Here is a 15,533-nt window from a genome sequence, read left to right on the forward strand (position 1 = left end):
ACCATGACACCGATTGCAGTTACCCTACTCACCGGCTTTCTCGGCGCGGGCAAAACCACCCTGCTGCGTCACATCCTCAACGAACAGCACGGCTTTAAAATCGCCGTTATCGAAAACGAGTTCGGTGAAGTCTCGGTGGACGACCAGCTCATTGGCGATCGCGCCACCCAGATCAAAACCCTGACCAACGGCTGCATCTGCTGCACCCGCTCCAACGAACTCGAAGATGCCCTGCTCGACCTGCTCGACAGCCGCGATCGCGGTGAGATCGACTTCGACCGCCTGGTGATTGAATGCACCGGCATGGCCGACCCCGGCCCGATTATTCAGACCTTTTTCTCCCATGAGATCCTCTGCCAGCGCTATCTGCTGGATGGTGTGATCGCCCTGGTCGATGCGGTCCACGCTGACGAGCAGATGAACCAGTTCACTATCGCCCAGTCGCAGGTGGGCTACGCCGACCGCATCCTGCTGACCAAAACCGATGTGGCGGGCGAGAGTGAAAAACTGCGCGAGCGCCTGATGCGCATCAATTCCCGGGCCCCTATCTATACCGTCACCCATGGCGATATCGACCTGTCTCAGCTGTTCAACACCAATGGCTTTATGCTGGAAGAGAATATCACCGCTAAACCGCGCTTCCACTTTATGGCGGACAAGCAGAACGACGTGGCGTCGATTGTGGTGGAGCTGGATTACCCGGTGGATATCAGCGAAGTCTCCCGGGTAATGGAGAACCTGCTGCTGTCGTTTGCCGACAAACTGCTGCGCTACAAAGGGATGCTGTGGATCGATGGCGAACCGAACCGCCTGCTGTTCCAGGGCGTGCAGCGCCTCTACAGCGCCGACTGGGATCGCCCCTGGGGCGACGAGCAGCCGCACAGCGTGATGGTGTTTATTGGCATTGAACTACCAGAAGAAGAGATTCGCGCAGGGTTTGCGGGATTGCGGAAGTAACGCCTGATGGCGCTTCGCTTACAGGCCTACGGGACAGGTAGCCCCGGCAAGCGCAGCGCCGCCGGGGAGGTGGCTACTCAAACAGCTCCGCATGTGTCCCCAGGTCGGTAAACACCACCAAATGCTTTTTATCATCGACGCGATAAATGAGAAGATAATCCCCCCAATATGCAGTTCCCGAAATCCTTGCATATCACCAGTCAGGGCGTGGTCGCTGTACTCGGCGGGAATGGGATTGCCGGAAAGCACTAACGACATGATCGCTGCTGTATCGTGCATATCTCTCCGGCCTGCTTTGTTGTAGCGTTCCCATGCCTTAACAAAGGTTTTGGTGTAATCAGATCGGAACGGTAGCGGGGCGCGTTTACTCTTTCCCATTCTTTAAGCTCTCCATGAGCTGTTCAACACCATCGAAGCGTCCGTTCTGGTGTGTGGAAATCTCTTCGGCTTCGCGCATCGCATTGCGTAACCGTGTAGTAGGTTTGCGGGTTACCTCAAAAGGAATCCCTTCATTTTTAACAATCTGTTCTGCAAACAGGCGTATCGCCGTGCTCCAGTTAAGGCCACAGCTTTCAAGCACATCGCCCGCGCGAGCTTTCAGTTCACTGTCAATACGTGATCGAATAACGGAATCTATAGCTCCTCCTAATTTTCGTAGCTACATTGTAGCCACAAAAACGGTGGTTTGCACTTTTTCTGAGCGTCTGGCAGAAATGGAATTAATGTTGGTGGGAATGGGAAATGCAGTAGCTTACCGTTGAAAATGTAAATCCACGTTTTTATCTGTTACTTCAGAAACATTTTCGGAAATTATAAGAAACTCAATTAATACTTAACTAATTACTTTTCCCGCCCCGTTCAGTTTCTGTTTAGGCGCTAATCTAAACCTCCGCTCAACGTGAAAAATTTAACGATTGACCCGGCACCATTTACACCTTTCGCTCACATCATCTGAACAAATCCCACACAAAAACAGCATAAAACCGCGCGCCTGAGCACATTTGCAGCCGTAAACCTCGCCTGTTAGGGTGTGCGCAGACAAATTAGATGACGAGGCATAAAACATGAAAAAGCTTAATATCTTCATCCTTGCTGCACTGACCGCGATTTCCGGCTCCGCAATGGCCATGGGCGGCAGCATTGAGCAGAGCAAAAACTTCACCAATCTGAACATTGAGATGGGTAAATCCTCCTCAGGTCTGTATGCCGAAGGTAACTGGCTGAAAAACACCGATGACGGCACCCAGACCGGCGGTGTTGGTGCGGGTTATAACCTGGAAGTAGGGCCGGTGATGCTTAATGCCGGTGCGAAAGCCATCTATCTCGGGCCGAAAAAAGGCGATAACGGCGTGGCATTCCCTATCGGTGGCGGCGTCAACCTGGCCCTGACCGACAGCATCCACGTTTATGGTGAAGGCTATGTCGCGCCGGAAGGACTGAACAACAGCGTGAAAAACTACGTTGAAGCCAACGGCGGCGTGAGCTGGACGCCGGTTACCCCCGTTACCCTGAAGGTGGGTTACCGTCACGTCAGCGTTGACGGCAAAGATGGCCGTCCGGGCCACACCCTGATTGACGGCGCCTACGTTGGCGGCGGCGTCACCTTCTGATAAAACCAGGCCGAAGCATAAAAAAGGCGGCATCCGCTGCCGCCTTTGTACCGGTAAAGACTTTTACCGGCGAATCACCACCAGCTTCTGGTTCACAAACTCTTTGATCCCCAGATCCGACAGCTCACGCCCGTAACCGGAACGCTTCACCCCGCCAAACGGCAGCTCTGCTGCGGTATCGGTGAGCCAGTTGATCCACACCATCCCGGTTTCGATCTTCGAGGCCATCTTTTTGGCACGATCGGTATCTTTACTGAAGATCGCGCCGCCCAGACCGTAGTGCGAGTCGTTGGCGAGCTTCACCGCCTCCTCGTCATTTTTCACCACATAAATCTGCGCCACCGGGCCGAAGAATTCTTCGAAGTACGCCGGGTTATCGCGGGTGATATTGGTCAGGATGGTCGGCTCAAAGAAGCTGCCCTCGCGCTGCACCGGTTTGCCGCCGTAATGCAGGTTGGCGCCATTTTTCACCGCCTCATCGACCTGCTTTGTCAGGGTTTCCAGCGCGTCTTTAGAGGAGAGCGGCCCAAGCGTGGTGCTTTCGTCCAGCGGATCGCCAATCTTCACCTGCTTAAAGGCTTCTGTGTACTTCGCCAGGAACTCCTCCGCCACTTTCTCGTGGATAATAAAGCGCTTGGCTGCGGTACAGACCTGTCCGGCATTGGCCAGGCGCGCATTGACGCCAATTTTTACCGCCTTCTCCAGATCGGCATCGTCCAGCACCACGAAGACATCGTTACCGCCCAGCTCAAGGGTCGATTTTTTGATGTGCTTCGCCGCCTGGGCCGCCACGATGCTACCGGCCTTCTCAGACCCGGTCAGCGCCGCGCCCTGCACACGATCGTCAGCGATGATATTTGCCACCTGATCTGAAGAGATAAACAGGTTGGTCCACGCCCCATCCGGGGCACCGGCTTCACGCACCAGATGGGCGAAAGCCTCGGCACAGTGCGGCACGATGCTGGCATGTTTGGCGATAACCGGGTTACCCGCCGCCAGGTTCGGGGCCAGCACGCGCATCAGTTGGTAGTAAGGGAAGTTCCACGGCTCTACGGCCATCACCACGCCGATGGGGTGATGCTCCACCCACGCCTCGCCGAGCTCCGAGGGGTATTTCACCGGCGCAAGGAACTGCTTCGCATTGTCGGCGTAGTAGCGGGCGATCTGCGCGCAGAGTTTTACCTCGCCACGGCTCTGGGCTATGAGTTTCCCCATCTCCTCGCTGGCGATTTTTGCCAGCTCTTCAGTGCGGGAATCAATAAGGTCCGCCAGCTTATGCAGCACCGCCAGGCGCTTGTCGATACTGCCCTTTGACCAGTCGGAATGGTAGAGCGCATCAGCCGTATTCAGCGCCGCTTCGACGTCAGCATCAGTATGAGAAGGATATTCTTTGATGAGTTTGTTGTTGGCAGGATTCACTGTCTGATAGGCCATTGTTGCCTCCTTTTTTACCGCTTGGGGTATTAAGGGTAGTCAAAATAGCTGGGTGTGGGGGTAAAGATAGGTATATGGCGTGCGCTATCCGGAGATGGGGAAGATAATTATTTTCTGAGAAACCTGCCGCGTACCGCGCCTGACCATTGCTTCAGGTATATCGCTGACATCGATTTCATTATCAGATTTCTCTGCCAGAGCCTGTAGTTCATTACTGTCATTAACGCCTGACGAAGGCATTTCATCGCGTTTAAATCTCCTCAACTTTTTTGAATGCATGTCCATATTACCTTAACGTACTCCTGTAGCATTTATATTAATAACAGGGATAATCAATTCCTCCTGAGCATAAAACATTGTCAGGTTACTGAAAGAATAAATACGGCCAGTTAGCTTAACGTTGACGGTATTACCGTAGCCGCTAATTTCCGTATGACAATTATCTGTAGTCAGAAAAGGCACTCTTTCCCTGATTTGCTCTATCGTCTGTTTGTTATCATCAAGATAATAACGACATACATCTGAAACTGTCGCACCACCGCCTTCATATTGCGTGACGTAAAGGGTTACGTTTTCTGAAATATCCTTTTTAAGGATTAAACGATCATCGTTTCGACTATTCATAAGATATTCATAAGATAAATATCCTCCAACAATAATAATCAGCAGGATGGTGGTAAACCGATGAAGCCACTTAATAACCGTGTTGACGCGCATAATCAATTCCTTGTTTTATCCAAAACTGGTCGCGTGGATCGTCGCCATAAGGAAATTTTCCATACCATGCGCCCCACTGCGGACGCGAGGTTTAGGCTCTCGATTGGGCGAAACCAACTCCCATATAAAGTGTTTTTTCGAGAATACCCGCTGCAAATCCTGCAGCGCCATAATTGAAATTGCCAAAATCAGCCAATTTTCTGTCTTGTTGTTTGTAATCCCAGGGGCGATGATTTCTGACTTTTTGATAGAACCAGCAATACGTTTGCGGCAAAGCCATGTCTCTAGACATTCCATTTATACGCGCTTCACGTATATTCTTATGGATAAGTTCCCTACCCTCATTTGGTAGCAATGGGATAATAGCCATACATTCATTCCTTTGATAATTTTCCTTTGCAATTTCATAATGCAGGTACGTTATTTTATTTATCCCAAAAACTATATCACTATTTTTAATTCATAATGATATTTACCTAAATTCTTACAGGAGACACTGACAATGTCTCATGCTATAACCTCTTTACCCCTCACACCGGTGACCGCTATGCCCCATACTCGCCAAGTCAATCAGACCTTCATACGCCAGCCCGGCGTGGAGCTGCGCAGCACCTGGCAGAGCACGCAAGCCTATAAGCGTCACAGCCATGCCCAGCTTTCTATTGGCGCCATTCTCGAGGGGCAAACCTGCTGCACCTGCAACGGCGAGCCGTTCACCCTCCATCCTGGCGATCTAATTGTGATCCCCGCGCATCTGCCGCACAGCTGTAACCCCGTTGCGGGACAACCCCGCAGTTACCACATGCTCTATCTGGAGACTGACCTTCAGCCCGCCATGCAGGTGATCCGCAGCGAAGCGCTTTTCCGCCAGTATCTGGCTGTGGTTGACACGCTGTCGCCCGGGGCGATCAACGCCCTGCTATCTGCTCTGGCTGAAAGCAGCGCCACGCCTGAGCCTCTTCGTCCTTCCAGCCTTGCGCTGTTACAGACCCTGCGCCAAAGCCTGCAGGAACCGCCCTCACTCGATGTTTTAGCCCGACGCTTTTCCCTGCGCAAAGAGACGCTAATCAGAACCTTTAAGCAGGATACCGGCCTGACGCCCGGCACCTTCCTTGCCATCTCAAGGGTAGAGTTCGCCAAAGCCCGGCTGCGCGCCGGGGACAACATCGCCGACGTCAGCTACCAGAGCGGCTTTGCCGATCAGAGCCACTTCCATAAAACCTTTGTCAGCTACACCGCCGCCACGCCGCGCCAGTACGCCACCGGGCGATCAATATCCGACAATAATTAGCGCTCGCACCGGCGTAGCCTGACCTCAGTTTTATTGATGAGGTCACTATGGAACTGACTACCGCTCTCTTCCCGCCCGCTTTTCTGGCGCTCGCGCTGGCGCATTTTGTCGCCCTGCTCAGCCCCGGCCCGGATTTCTTTTTGCTGATGGGATTCGCCGCCCGTCATCGCCTGCGCGGCAGCGCCGGGCTGTGCGTGGGGATCGCCCTGGGCAACGGGCTCTATATCCTGCTGGTGATCATTGGCGCCAGCGCGTTGCGTCAGTACACGCTGCTGTTTAACGCCATTGAACTCCTGGGCGGGCTGTATCTGCTGTGGATAGGCTGGCATCTGCTCCATAGCCGCGCCCGCACCCTGAAGCTGGATAGTGCGGAGCCGGAACGCCCAGGCTTACGCAGGCAGTTTCTGCTCGGTCTGGGCTCGGCGGTATTAAATCCGAAAAATGCCCTCTTTTATCTGGCGCTGATGACCGCCCTGCTCGGGCCGAATGTGACGCTGCTCCAGCAGTCGGTGAGCGGCATCTGGATGGTCACGGTGGTGCTGGCGTGGGATCTGGCGGTGGTGTCGTTCATCGCCCTGCCCGCCGTTCAACGTCGGCTGAGCAACCATCTCTGGAAGATGGAGCGCGTGGCGGGGATGGTGCTGATGGTGTTTGGCGGCGGGATCCTGTGGCAATTTTTTTACCTTCTTGCCGCTTCCCTCTATCCTTAACCCTATGGAAAAACTCGCTGAACTCAAACGCGCCAAGCTGCTGGCGCTATCGCTGCTGCTGATTGCCGCCGCGACCTTTATCGCTACCCTCTTTCTGCCACAAACCTTTTGGGTGCGCGGCGTAAAAGCCATTGCCGAAGCGGCGATGGTTGGCGCGCTGGCGGACTGGTTTGCCGTGGTGGCCCTGTTTCGCCGGGTGCCGATCCCCTTTATTTCGAAGCATACGGCGATTATCCCGCGTAATAAGGACCGGATTGGCGACAATCTCGGCCAGTTCGTGCAGGAGAAGTTTCTTGATACCCAGTCGCTGGTGGCGCTCATCCGCAAGCATGAACCGGCGCTGCTCATCGGCAACTGGTTCAGCAAGCCGGACAACGCCGAGCGCGTCGGGCAGCATATTATGCAGGTGATGAGCGGTTTTCTGGAGTTGACCGACGACGGGCGCATTCAGCGGATGCTGAAGCGGGCGGTGCATAAAGCGCTGGATAAGGTCGATTTCAGTGAAACCAGCGCCGCCATGCTGGAGAGCATGACGAAAAACGGGCGTCATCAGGTGCTGCTGGACGCGGTGATTAATCGCCTGATTACCCTGCTGCAGCGCGACAGCACGCGCGATTTTATCGCCGCGCAAATCGTCCACTGGCTGAAGACCGAACATCCGCGCAAATCGATGGTGCTGCCCACCGAGTGGCTGGGGGATCAGAGCGCCGAGGTGGTTTCAAACGCGGTGAATGCCATCCTGGATGACGTCAGCCACGATCGTACCCATCAGATCCGCCAGGCCTTCGACCGCGCGGTACTTAAGCTGGTTGATAACCTGAAAAACGACCCGGAAACCGCGGCCAAAGCCGAGAACATCAAAACGTATCTTAAGAACGACGAGGCGTTTAACCGCTATCTGGGCGAGATGTGGGCCGACCTGCGCCAGTGGCTGAAGGCCGATATGCAGCGCGACGACTCCCGCGTCAAGCAGCGTCTCGCCAACGCCGGGCTGTGGTTTGGTGAAACCCTGGTGGCAGACAGCAACCTGCGCGCCTCGCTGAACGAACATCTGGAGCAGGCCGCGCACCGCGTGGCGCCCGATTTTGCCCGCTTCCTCACCCGTCATATCAGCGATACGGTAAAAGGCTGGGATGCCAAAGATATGTCCCGCCAGATTGAGCTGAACATCGGCAAGGACTTACAGTTTATCCGCGTCAACGGCACGCTGGTGGGCGGCACGATTGGGCTGATCCTGTTTTTACTCTCACAACTGCCGGAACTCCTGCCGCTGCTGGGCCGCTAAAAAAAGGCCGGATCGCCGGCCTTCTGCGCATTATGCCAGCCAGCCGCCCTGATCGATCTCCAGCAGCAGCAGGATGGTTAACGCCTGGGCGTAGGGCACCGGGGCCATCGCGATATCGCAGTAGTACTGAATATCCCAGCCCAGCATGGTGCCGCGGGAGGCTTCCAGCACAATCCCCTCCTCGTCAATGCGCGCCATCACCGCGTCGAACGCCCGCAGGGCATGCCTGCTCACCGACGCATCCAGAATGCCCATCCGCACTCCGCGCAGCATCCCCCAGGCGATACCCGCCGTGGCGGAGGACTCCTGCGGCGAAAGCGGATCGTCCAGCACCGTGTGCCACATGCCGTTCTCCGCCTGCAGATCGCACAGCGTGCGCACCTGACGCGCCACCACCTGCGCCAGATAGCGACGTACGCTGGCGTCCAGATGCTCGCCCATCAGCGCGATAAACTCCGGAATGGCGACGGTGATCCACGCGTTGCCGCGCGCCCAGAACGCCCCGGCAAAATGGTGCTTATCGACAAAAGTCCAGCCGTGATACCACAGCCCGCTCACCGGATCGCTGAGATAGCGGGTATGGAGCAGGAACTGGTAGCTCGCCTCGTCGATCAGATCCCGGCGTTTGAGCACGATCCCCGCCACGCCAAGGAACAGACAGGTCATAAACAGCGTGTCATCCCACAGCTGGCCGGTATTCGCCTGCTCTTTCACCACGTGCTGAAATCCGCCCTCTTCGGTTTTTGGCAGGTCGCGCAGCAGGGCGTCGGCCCAGTCGTTGACCGTCTCCAGCAGATCCTGACGCTGATGATGCCCGGCCACCAGCGCCAGGGCGATCATCGGCGCGGTGGTGTTGATCTGCATCTCCGGCAGCCCTTTCGCAATCTGCGTTTCGTACCACGCCAGAATCGACTGCTGCAGCGCCGCATCCTGCTGGTGTTCCGCAAAGCGCCAGAAGCCGTACAGCCCGACGCCAATCTCCCACTCCCACTCTTCGAAGTTGATAGAGAACCCGTCGCCAGCCCCCACTTCATCGAGATTTTTCAATCGGCAGAAACCGCGCACCACGCGATCCAGTATTTTCCTCTGCTGCGCGCTGTTCATGCTGTTGCCCCTTTTATGAATGTTTCTGCATGGGCCAGTAATGCCCCGGTATCGGCGGCACGTGCGAGCGCCAGACGTTGCTGTTGATGCCCCAGACGGCCAGAAGCGATAAACAGCGCATCCGGGAACAATTTCCCCGCCAGATACTGCGCCGTCTGGAAGGCGAGTACGTTCTCCTCGCCCCAGAACGCCATCACGTCGCAGCCCCGTTCATCGTGCCAGTAGCGATAGCCCAGCAGCGTGGATTTTACCCGCCGCCACAGCACCGCCGGGAAGTGCTCTCCCCGATGGCGATGCCAGAGAACGAGCAGCGACAGGAGTGAAAACACCGAGCCCGCCTCCCGGGCGCTGACGCGCTTCAGGGTGCTGTACAGCAGCGCGTCGAGTTCCGGACCATATTCCCGCTGCGCCATCAGCGTCAACAGGCGTTGGCCGCTATCGTCGTGGGCCGTCGAGCTGTGCGCAGGCGGCGTGTACTGCCGTGGGGCGCTGAGCTGCGGGCACGCGTCCGGCAGCCCATAGCCAAGCGGGATCGCGTCGAGGTAGACCATTTGCAGGGCAAATGTCGTATCACGTTCAAACAGTTCATCCAGATGGATCAGCAGGCGGTTCTTACCGGCGCTCAACGGTAGCGCGACCTCGGTGTGCTGCATGCGGTTGCGGGTGAAGGGCGTAAAGCAGGCCAGCGGCTCGTCGTCACGCCAGATCCGCACGCCGCCGCAGGTCGTCAGACGAAAGGTAAAGGCGCCGCTATGGGGCGCAAAAAGATCCACCCGCAGCCAGCGCTGCAGATGGTACGCCAGCGGATAAAAGCCCGAAAAAGAGAGAATGTTGTTGTCGCCGCTAAAAACCCCTTCCCGGCACGGCAGAGCCTGGGCGGGATCCACCCGCCGCCGGGCGTGGGTTTTCAGGAACACCCGACGGCAAAACGACGGCGCATCCGGCCCCACCTCAATGGTGGGCTCTGTCGTTTCACCGGTATAGAACTCGGCAAAGCGCTCTGCTTTTGCCGCTGACCCCAGAAAACGCGTGAGTGCGTCGCCCTGTGCTAACTGCCAGTCACCTTGTGACATATCTTCCTCATCAACCCGTCCATTACACCGCTATCATCAGCAGATTGGCCTTGCGGGGCGAGCAGCCCAGGAGGGGGATTGGCGGGATATGCCTGACAACTCACAAACCGGACGACAGGCAGCGATGCAGCGTGATGCCGATCACACCACGCAACCGGCAAGGAAGAAGAATGATGAGGACGATCACGTCAGGTTTTTAGCCCTCTCCACCTGACGTGATGTTGATCACACTAAGACTTCAGCGCTTTCAGCTCTTCGCTCAGGCTGTCCGCCAGGGCGCGCACGCGGGAGGCATCGAACAGCACGTGCATGCCGGGAGAAGCATCGGCATGTTTTAAGCAGAAGTCGTCCAGTTCGGCGGCGCTACGATAGAGCTCCTGGATATTGATCTGACAGATTTCACGCATGCTCCAGCTGTTCTCTACTTCGCGGGCAAAGCGCAGGGTAAAGAACGCCTTCTGGGCATGGACAAACAGATGGCAGTAGAGGGCAAAGCCCTGCCACTCCTCAAGCCAGCGGCGTTTCAGCGCATACGGAAACGCGGCGGTGTCGGTAAAGCGCAGGGCCGCTTCCTGTAACGTCTGCGAGGCGTCCCGGGCCTCGTCTTTTTCGCGGGCAATGCGCGCCAGCGACGCGGCAGAGGCTTCCACGTCGCTGGCGCTGAAGAAAATATCGCGCTCCGAACCCGGCAGCCAGTGGTTGCGGTTGAGCTGCCCGTAGAGGCTCCACACTGCCTGGCCATAGCTTTCCGGCACCTGACTGTGGCGATGAAAAACATGATCGCGCACGTAGATGGCGCCATAGAGCACCTGCCCGGCCTGCTCCAGCAGCGCGTGGAAGGTGGCAAAAGTGTCGGCATCCGGCTGCCAGCCATAGCGCTCATCCAGCCAGCTATGCAGCAGTTGCGCCACGCTAAGGTGGCTGCCATCGCTGGCTAACATCCGGCTACAGGCCACCAGATTGCACTCGCTCAGGGTGCCCATCACCCAGTGGTTATCCACCCCTTCCCAGCTGGCTTTGCACACCACGCCGCGGATCGCCGGATTCGAGCGGCACCACAGCAGACGCCCCTGCAGTTCGTCGATGCGCAGCCAGGGAAAGACGCCCCAGCCCACCTCTTCGCCCACCAGATCGATATCCGCCCACACTTCGCGCTCCTCCACCGCCAGCAGGGCCGGGTTATTGGGAAACGACGGCCAGAAACGTTCCGGAGTGAGTTTAATGGAGACGCTGACGCTCTCGGGCAGCGGGCGGATCGCCTCCAGCACGTTGTGCAGATCGTGATTGCCCGCCGGAAATACCCGCAGCACCAGATGTTTATTTTCGGCCTGCATGGTGCGGGACATGGCATTAAAGCAGCGGCTGTAGATGGCCAAGCTTCGGGCGTCGCGCTGGATCTGGTTGACCTCGCCCTCTGCCTGTAACTCCCAGTTAGGGCGCGACACGGGCAGCAGGCCGTCGGTGCTGGAGATCGCGACCAGCAGGCCGCTAATGGCAGGAATCCGCTGGCAGATCAGGGCGATTTTACGGGTCAGGAACCCGCACCAGAAATCAACGTCGAGGCGCACGCCGTGGCCCGGCTCAAACAGATGCGGGTGCGCCAGCAGCAGTTCGGTAGGGAAGCTGAACTCTTTGGCCTGCAGGTAAAAACGCAACCCCTTTTGCTGGCAGAGTTGGCCCAGCCGGTTGAGGTAGACGCAGCGGGCACGCTGCTGGCTGGAGAGGCGATCGTTGTCGAGATGCGGCGTATAGCCTTTCGGGGAGACCAGTTTGTCGAACAGATCCACCTGCCCGACAACCACGGCGTTAAAGTCATGCGCGACGGCCCAGTCCACCAGTTCGCAAGCCTTTTCCCAGTTCCAGTAAGCCTGATTATTCAGCTCCAGCGCCCGCGTCTGCCACATAGATCCCTTCCCTTTGTCATCCGATTAGCCAACCGGCATTACTACCACAGAAGGATGAATTAATGTGCAGACTACCGCACATTATCATTTATCCCTGGCGGGTGGCGTGATGATATAGCGCGTCGGCGCAAAGCAGTTAAGAAACAGATGCATAAGGAATACGATCGTCAGGGTCGCCACCAGCGCCACCGTCACCGAGACGATGCGGTAGAGATCGCTGAACACCAGGTCGCCGTCCGGGTGCATGTTCTGGCCGAACATAATGCCGATGGTGGTGATGCTGGCAAAACCGACCCCGGCCCCCACCTTCTCCATCACGTGCAGGCGGGCGCCAAACGCCAGCCCGAGGCCAATCAGCGGCATCATCAGCAGCATGTGGCTGCTGTGATCGTAGAGCACCATCTGCACCAGCAGAATATAGAGGCAGCCGAGCACCACCCCCACCACGCGCCACAGCGAACTCATTACCGCGCCGCGATAGTGCATCGGGAAGAGGATCAGGATGCCCGCCATCAGCGCCGACAGCGAATCGCTGAGATCGCTTATCTGGAACACCACAAAAATCAGCGTCGCCACGGTCCCGGAGAGCAGCGATTCGTGGCGCACGCGGGCGGCGTCTTTCTCCAGCCGCGGCGGTGGCGTTCGCGGTTCGACATCCGGCAGCAGATAGTGCATCAGCGCGCTCAGGCAAACCGCCATCACGCTGGCTTCGAGGTTGGAAAAGAGCAGCGTGTGCCAGTTGGTGGTGGGATAGCTCATAAAGTTGAGCATGGTGCTCTGGCACACCACCCCCATCGAGCCAAAGAGGAACAGCGGCCCCTGGCTCATAAAGCGAAAACGCATCACATAGAGGCCAAACACCACTAGGGTCATGATCACTGGCCATTGCGCCAGATAACCGATGATAAACACCATTTCAATGCAGTTCAGCGCCGAACTGAACACAAACTGTTTTGCCACGTGGCGGTTAAACACCGGCACCAACGACAGCAGCATGATCGGGTAGATCACGAAAAAGACGCCGTAGCTGGTGTTGTAGAAGCTCGACACGCTCAGGGCGATCATCCCGGCAAAGACGATGCGCAGCGTCTGGCGAAAGTCGTTGGCGGTGTAGACGATGTTGCCGTGAGGGGTAAAGACCCGCGCCAGGGTATTAATAGACATGATCAGTACACATAGTGCAGCAGGCTGACGAGGTGGATCTGCATGCCGGAGAAGAAGCGGGCAAACGGACCTTCGCTGTTATAGAGCTGCACGGTGGCGCGCGCCCCGGTCGGCAGGTGCTTTGGCAGCGGCTCGTCCAGCGCCACGTGAATGCGCATGCGCTGCGCGTCACGCACCCAGCGGTTGGAGGTTTCCGGCTCAGAGAGCTGGCCGTTGACGGCCTCCTGCCCGGCCAGAATACCGGCGTCGCTGCTGGTGACATGGGCGCGGAAAACGTGGCCCGGGAAGGCGTCAAACACCACGGCGGCATCGGTTCCCTGACGGGTATGGCGCAGGCTCTTTTCCCGGAAATCGGCGACGATATCGCTCTGGTTATTGACCAGCGCCAGCGCCGCCGAACCGGAGGCGGCATAAAAACCGGGGCTCAGCTGCACGTTACTGACGGTCCCGTCCGCCTCGGCGTAGATTTTCGTCCAGCGGAGATTGAGTTCCGCCTCCTCCAGCGCGTTGCGGTATTTTTGCAGGGTCACGTTACGCTTTTCGTCCCGCTCGCCACGCTCAATACGCAGCTGATGGATGGTGGCTTCCAGATTCGCCACCACCTGCTCGCTGCCCTGCCAAGTGGTGCGGACTTTATCCAGATCCGCCTGGGAGACGTTCTGCAACGTGCTGAGTTTCTGATAGCGATCGAAGGTAACTTTATCGTTACGGGCGGTGAGCTGGGCAGTTTTCAGGCTCGCCTGGGTCGCCACAATTTGCGCGTCCAGCTGCTGATTGGCGAGACGCGCCTGCTCCAGCGCGATCTGCGCCGCTTCCACTTTATTACGGAATGGCGTCGGATCGAGTTCAAACAGCAGATCGCCCCGCTTCACCTGGCTGTTATTATGTACGTGCACCGCCGCTACATAGCCGGAGACGCGCGCGGAAACGGGCGTCACCACGCGCATCACCGTGGAGTCCGGCGTCAGCGGGATCCAGATATCGGCGATAATGAAATAGACAAACATCAGCAGGAAAGAGGCAATACTTACCCTTACCCAGCGGGCAAACTTTTGTTCAGGGGTCATGATTATTCGGTCTTGTTATCTTCTTCGCGGATAGTCCGCAAGTTGCAGGCGATTTGATTGAGTGTGGCGCTGAAAATCTCGAGATGTTCCGGGGCGATATTCTGCGATACCCGCTCCTGGAACGTCTCGATAATCTGGGTCAGGGTTTTCAGCACCGCGTTACCCTCGGGTGTGAGCGTCAGCAGCCGGATACGCTTGTCATAAGGCGATGTAGTGCGCAGCAGGTAGCCCTGCTTTTCCAGCTGTGAAAGAGTGCGCATCAGCGGCGGCAGTTCAATGCCCTGCACCTCCGCCAGTTCGCTCACCGAGACGTTATCCCCTAACTGCTTTAGCTGCATCATCACCGTCCAGCTCGACTGGGTTAACCCGGTGTCGAGAATGGCTTCGTCAATCACTGCGCGCCACTGACGCACAATCATTGCCATCCGCATGCCCATCGGCCTGCGGCAGAACAGATCTTCTTCACGCATGGGGGATCCTCGTTTCACACGCTGAGAAGATAATAGTTATCAGGGTAAGTATCAAGAAACGAGGATGTTAAGAGCAGGAATTGCGAAACGGTCAGGCTAGTTGATCACCTTATGCAACGTGTTCTGGAAGGGCTTGTGCTCCTGGGAAAATAAGAGAAACTCGGATGCTGAAAGGTATTGTTCAACGGCATTCCATGCCACGACTTCGGTATAAAGCTCCGCGATCAGCGTCACCAGTTCGTGGTGTTTATTCATCCAGACTTCATGTTTAAATAACGTGGCTTTATTTTTATCGCTCAATAAGGAGACCAGAGATTTTATCTCTTTCAGGGTGTTACGTAGCGTAACCGGCAGATCGTGGCTGCTGAGCCGGGAAATATAATTCTCGGAAAGGGCGGCCAGCCTATCCGGCGTACACTCCCCGCTCGCGAGAGAAATAACGCTTTGAAATAACACGCTTTCAGCATAACTTTTTAATGTTGACATAATTTATACACGTCCTTGTTAATATATTCCATTATGCGAGCAACTTAATATCCAAGCTGCAATTATGAGTATCAACTTTTCATAAAGCGTGAGGTTTGGCAATCGTAATAATATTAATTATTGATATAAGACAATTCTAATAAACAATATAATGAATAGATATGAATTTAGCTAAATTCATTCATGGCACAAATAATATCTATTCGTAAGGGCGCCGAAGTATACGCCGTGAAAGCATACACGTTGATTGAAAATCCCGCC

The 15,533-nt window shown here is 56.3% G+C and carries 19 protein-coding genes; 6 read left to right on the forward strand and 13 right to left on the reverse strand.

Going from position 1 to position 15,533, the window contains the following annotated elements; genetic code table 11:
* Positions 1–3: 3 nt before the first annotated feature.
* On the forward strand, positions 4–957 hold the full coding sequence (gene yjiA, locus DVA44_RS20945) for a GTPase (protein WP_114388028.1): 954 nt from the start codon (positions 4–6) through the stop codon (positions 955–957).
* An 18-nt stretch (positions 958–975) separates the two neighbouring features.
* Here the strand turns inward: yjiA and DVA44_RS20950 are convergent, their stop codons facing one another.
* Positions 976–1,335, reverse strand: a complete 360-nt coding sequence (locus DVA44_RS20950; protein WP_246843586.1) for a type II toxin-antitoxin system mRNA interferase toxin, RelE/StbE family — start codon at positions 1,333–1,335, stop codon at positions 976–978.
* Positions 1,322–1,537: a type II toxin-antitoxin system RelB/DinJ family antitoxin gene (locus tag DVA44_RS20955; protein ID WP_246843587.1), complete on the reverse strand. Its 216-nt coding sequence runs from the start codon at positions 1,535–1,537 to the stop codon at positions 1,322–1,324. The genes DVA44_RS20950 and DVA44_RS20955 overlap by 14 nt, the downstream gene beginning before the upstream one ends.
* 484 nt (positions 1,538–2,021) lie before the next feature.
* Between DVA44_RS20955 and DVA44_RS20960 the strand changes: the two genes are divergently transcribed.
* On the forward strand, positions 2,022–2,567 hold the full coding sequence (locus DVA44_RS20960; RefSeq protein WP_114388029.1) for a YfaZ family outer membrane protein: 546 nt from the start codon (positions 2,022–2,024) through the stop codon (positions 2,565–2,567).
* A gap of 63 nt (positions 2,568–2,630) precedes the next feature.
* On the opposite strand, the gene DVA44_RS20965 is transcribed toward DVA44_RS20960, so the two are convergent.
* From DVA44_RS20965 to DVA44_RS20980, 4 genes are all read right to left on the reverse strand, one after another.
* Positions 2,631–4,001 carry an NAD-dependent succinate-semialdehyde dehydrogenase gene (locus DVA44_RS20965; protein WP_114388030.1) on the reverse strand — a complete coding sequence of 457 codons (1,371 nt, stop codon included), beginning with the start codon at positions 3,999–4,001 and terminating at the stop codon, positions 2,631–2,633.
* A gap of 84 nt (positions 4,002–4,085) precedes the next feature.
* Positions 4,086–4,280 (reverse strand): hypothetical protein, encoded by a 195-nt coding sequence (locus DVA44_RS25890; protein ID WP_246843588.1) that lies wholly within the window; start codon positions 4,278–4,280, stop codon positions 4,086–4,088.
* Between the two features lie 12 nt (positions 4,281–4,292).
* Positions 4,293–4,718, reverse strand: coding sequence for a hypothetical protein (locus DVA44_RS20975; RefSeq protein WP_114388031.1), 426 nt, complete (start codon positions 4,716–4,718; stop codon positions 4,293–4,295).
* Positions 4,719–4,809: 91 nt separating this feature from the next.
* The gene (locus DVA44_RS20980) at positions 4,810–5,088 is read right to left on the reverse strand and encodes a polymorphic toxin type 44 domain-containing protein (RefSeq protein ID WP_246843589.1); all 279 of its coding nucleotides are present in this window, start codon (positions 5,086–5,088) and stop codon (positions 4,810–4,812) included.
* 177 nt (positions 5,089–5,265) lie between these two features.
* On the opposite strand from DVA44_RS20980, the gene DVA44_RS20985 reads away from it, so the two are divergent.
* The 3 genes from DVA44_RS20985 to DVA44_RS20995 are packed head-to-tail and all read left to right on the forward strand — an operon-like array spanning position 5,266 to position 8,004.
* Positions 5,266–6,009, forward strand: a complete 744-nt coding sequence (locus DVA44_RS20985; protein ID WP_114388032.1) for an AraC family transcriptional regulator — start codon at positions 5,266–5,268, stop codon at positions 6,007–6,009.
* Between the two features lie 47 nt (positions 6,010–6,056).
* A complete protein-coding gene (locus DVA44_RS20990) occupies positions 6,057–6,719 on the forward strand; it encodes a LysE family translocator (RefSeq protein ID WP_114388033.1) in 663 nt (220 codons plus the stop codon).
* Positions 6,720–6,723: 4 nt separating this feature from the next.
* A complete protein-coding gene (locus tag DVA44_RS20995) occupies positions 6,724–8,004 on the forward strand; it encodes a DUF445 domain-containing protein (RefSeq protein ID WP_114388034.1) in 1,281 nt (426 codons plus the stop codon).
* Positions 8,005–8,034: 30 nt separating this feature from the next.
* Here the strand turns inward: DVA44_RS20995 and DVA44_RS21000 are convergent, their stop codons facing one another.
* The gene (locus DVA44_RS21000) at positions 8,035–9,108 is read right to left on the reverse strand and encodes a glycoside hydrolase family 105 protein (protein ID WP_114388035.1); all 1,074 of its coding nucleotides are present in this window, start codon (positions 9,106–9,108) and stop codon (positions 8,035–8,037) included.
* On the reverse strand, positions 9,105–10,181 hold the full coding sequence (locus DVA44_RS21005) for a hypothetical protein (RefSeq protein ID WP_114388036.1): 1,077 nt from the start codon (positions 10,179–10,181) through the stop codon (positions 9,105–9,107). Before DVA44_RS21005 ends, DVA44_RS21000 begins: the two co-directional genes overlap by 4 nt.
* A gap of 88 nt (positions 10,182–10,269) precedes the next feature.
* Between DVA44_RS21005 and DVA44_RS26155 the strand changes: the two genes are divergently transcribed.
* Positions 10,270–10,395: a hypothetical protein gene (locus DVA44_RS26155; RefSeq protein ID WP_255410173.1), complete on the forward strand. Its 126-nt coding sequence runs from the start codon at positions 10,270–10,272 to the stop codon at positions 10,393–10,395.
* 16 nt (positions 10,396–10,411) lie between these two features.
* On the opposite strand, the gene DVA44_RS21010 is transcribed toward DVA44_RS26155, so the two are convergent.
* The 5 genes from DVA44_RS21010 to DVA44_RS21030 form a co-directional block, all read right to left on the reverse strand.
* On the reverse strand, positions 10,412–12,085 hold the full coding sequence (locus DVA44_RS21010; protein WP_114388037.1) for a hypothetical protein: 1,674 nt from the start codon (positions 12,083–12,085) through the stop codon (positions 10,412–10,414).
* Between the two features lie 84 nt (positions 12,086–12,169).
* On the reverse strand, positions 12,170–13,249 hold the full coding sequence (locus DVA44_RS21015; protein WP_114388038.1) for a DUF2955 domain-containing protein: 1,080 nt from the start codon (positions 13,247–13,249) through the stop codon (positions 12,170–12,172).
* A gap of 2 nt (positions 13,250–13,251) precedes the next feature.
* The gene (locus DVA44_RS21020; protein WP_114388039.1) at positions 13,252–14,319 is read right to left on the reverse strand and encodes an HlyD family secretion protein; all 1,068 of its coding nucleotides are present in this window, start codon (positions 14,317–14,319) and stop codon (positions 13,252–13,254) included.
* Entirely contained in the window at positions 14,319–14,786 is a 468-nt protein-coding gene (locus tag DVA44_RS21025) for a MarR family winged helix-turn-helix transcriptional regulator (RefSeq protein WP_114315995.1), read from the reverse strand. Before DVA44_RS21025 ends, DVA44_RS21020 begins: the two co-directional genes overlap by 1 nt.
* Positions 14,787–14,882: 96 nt before the next feature.
* Complete coding sequence (locus DVA44_RS21030) at positions 14,883–15,272, reverse strand: hypothetical protein (RefSeq protein ID WP_114388040.1); 390 nt, start codon at positions 15,270–15,272, stop codon at positions 14,883–14,885.
* Between the last annotated feature and the right edge of the window lie 261 nt (positions 15,273–15,533).

This window comes from Leclercia sp. W17 (assembly GCF_003336325.1).
GTDB lineage: Bacteria > Pseudomonadota > Gammaproteobacteria > Enterobacterales > Enterobacteriaceae > Enterobacter.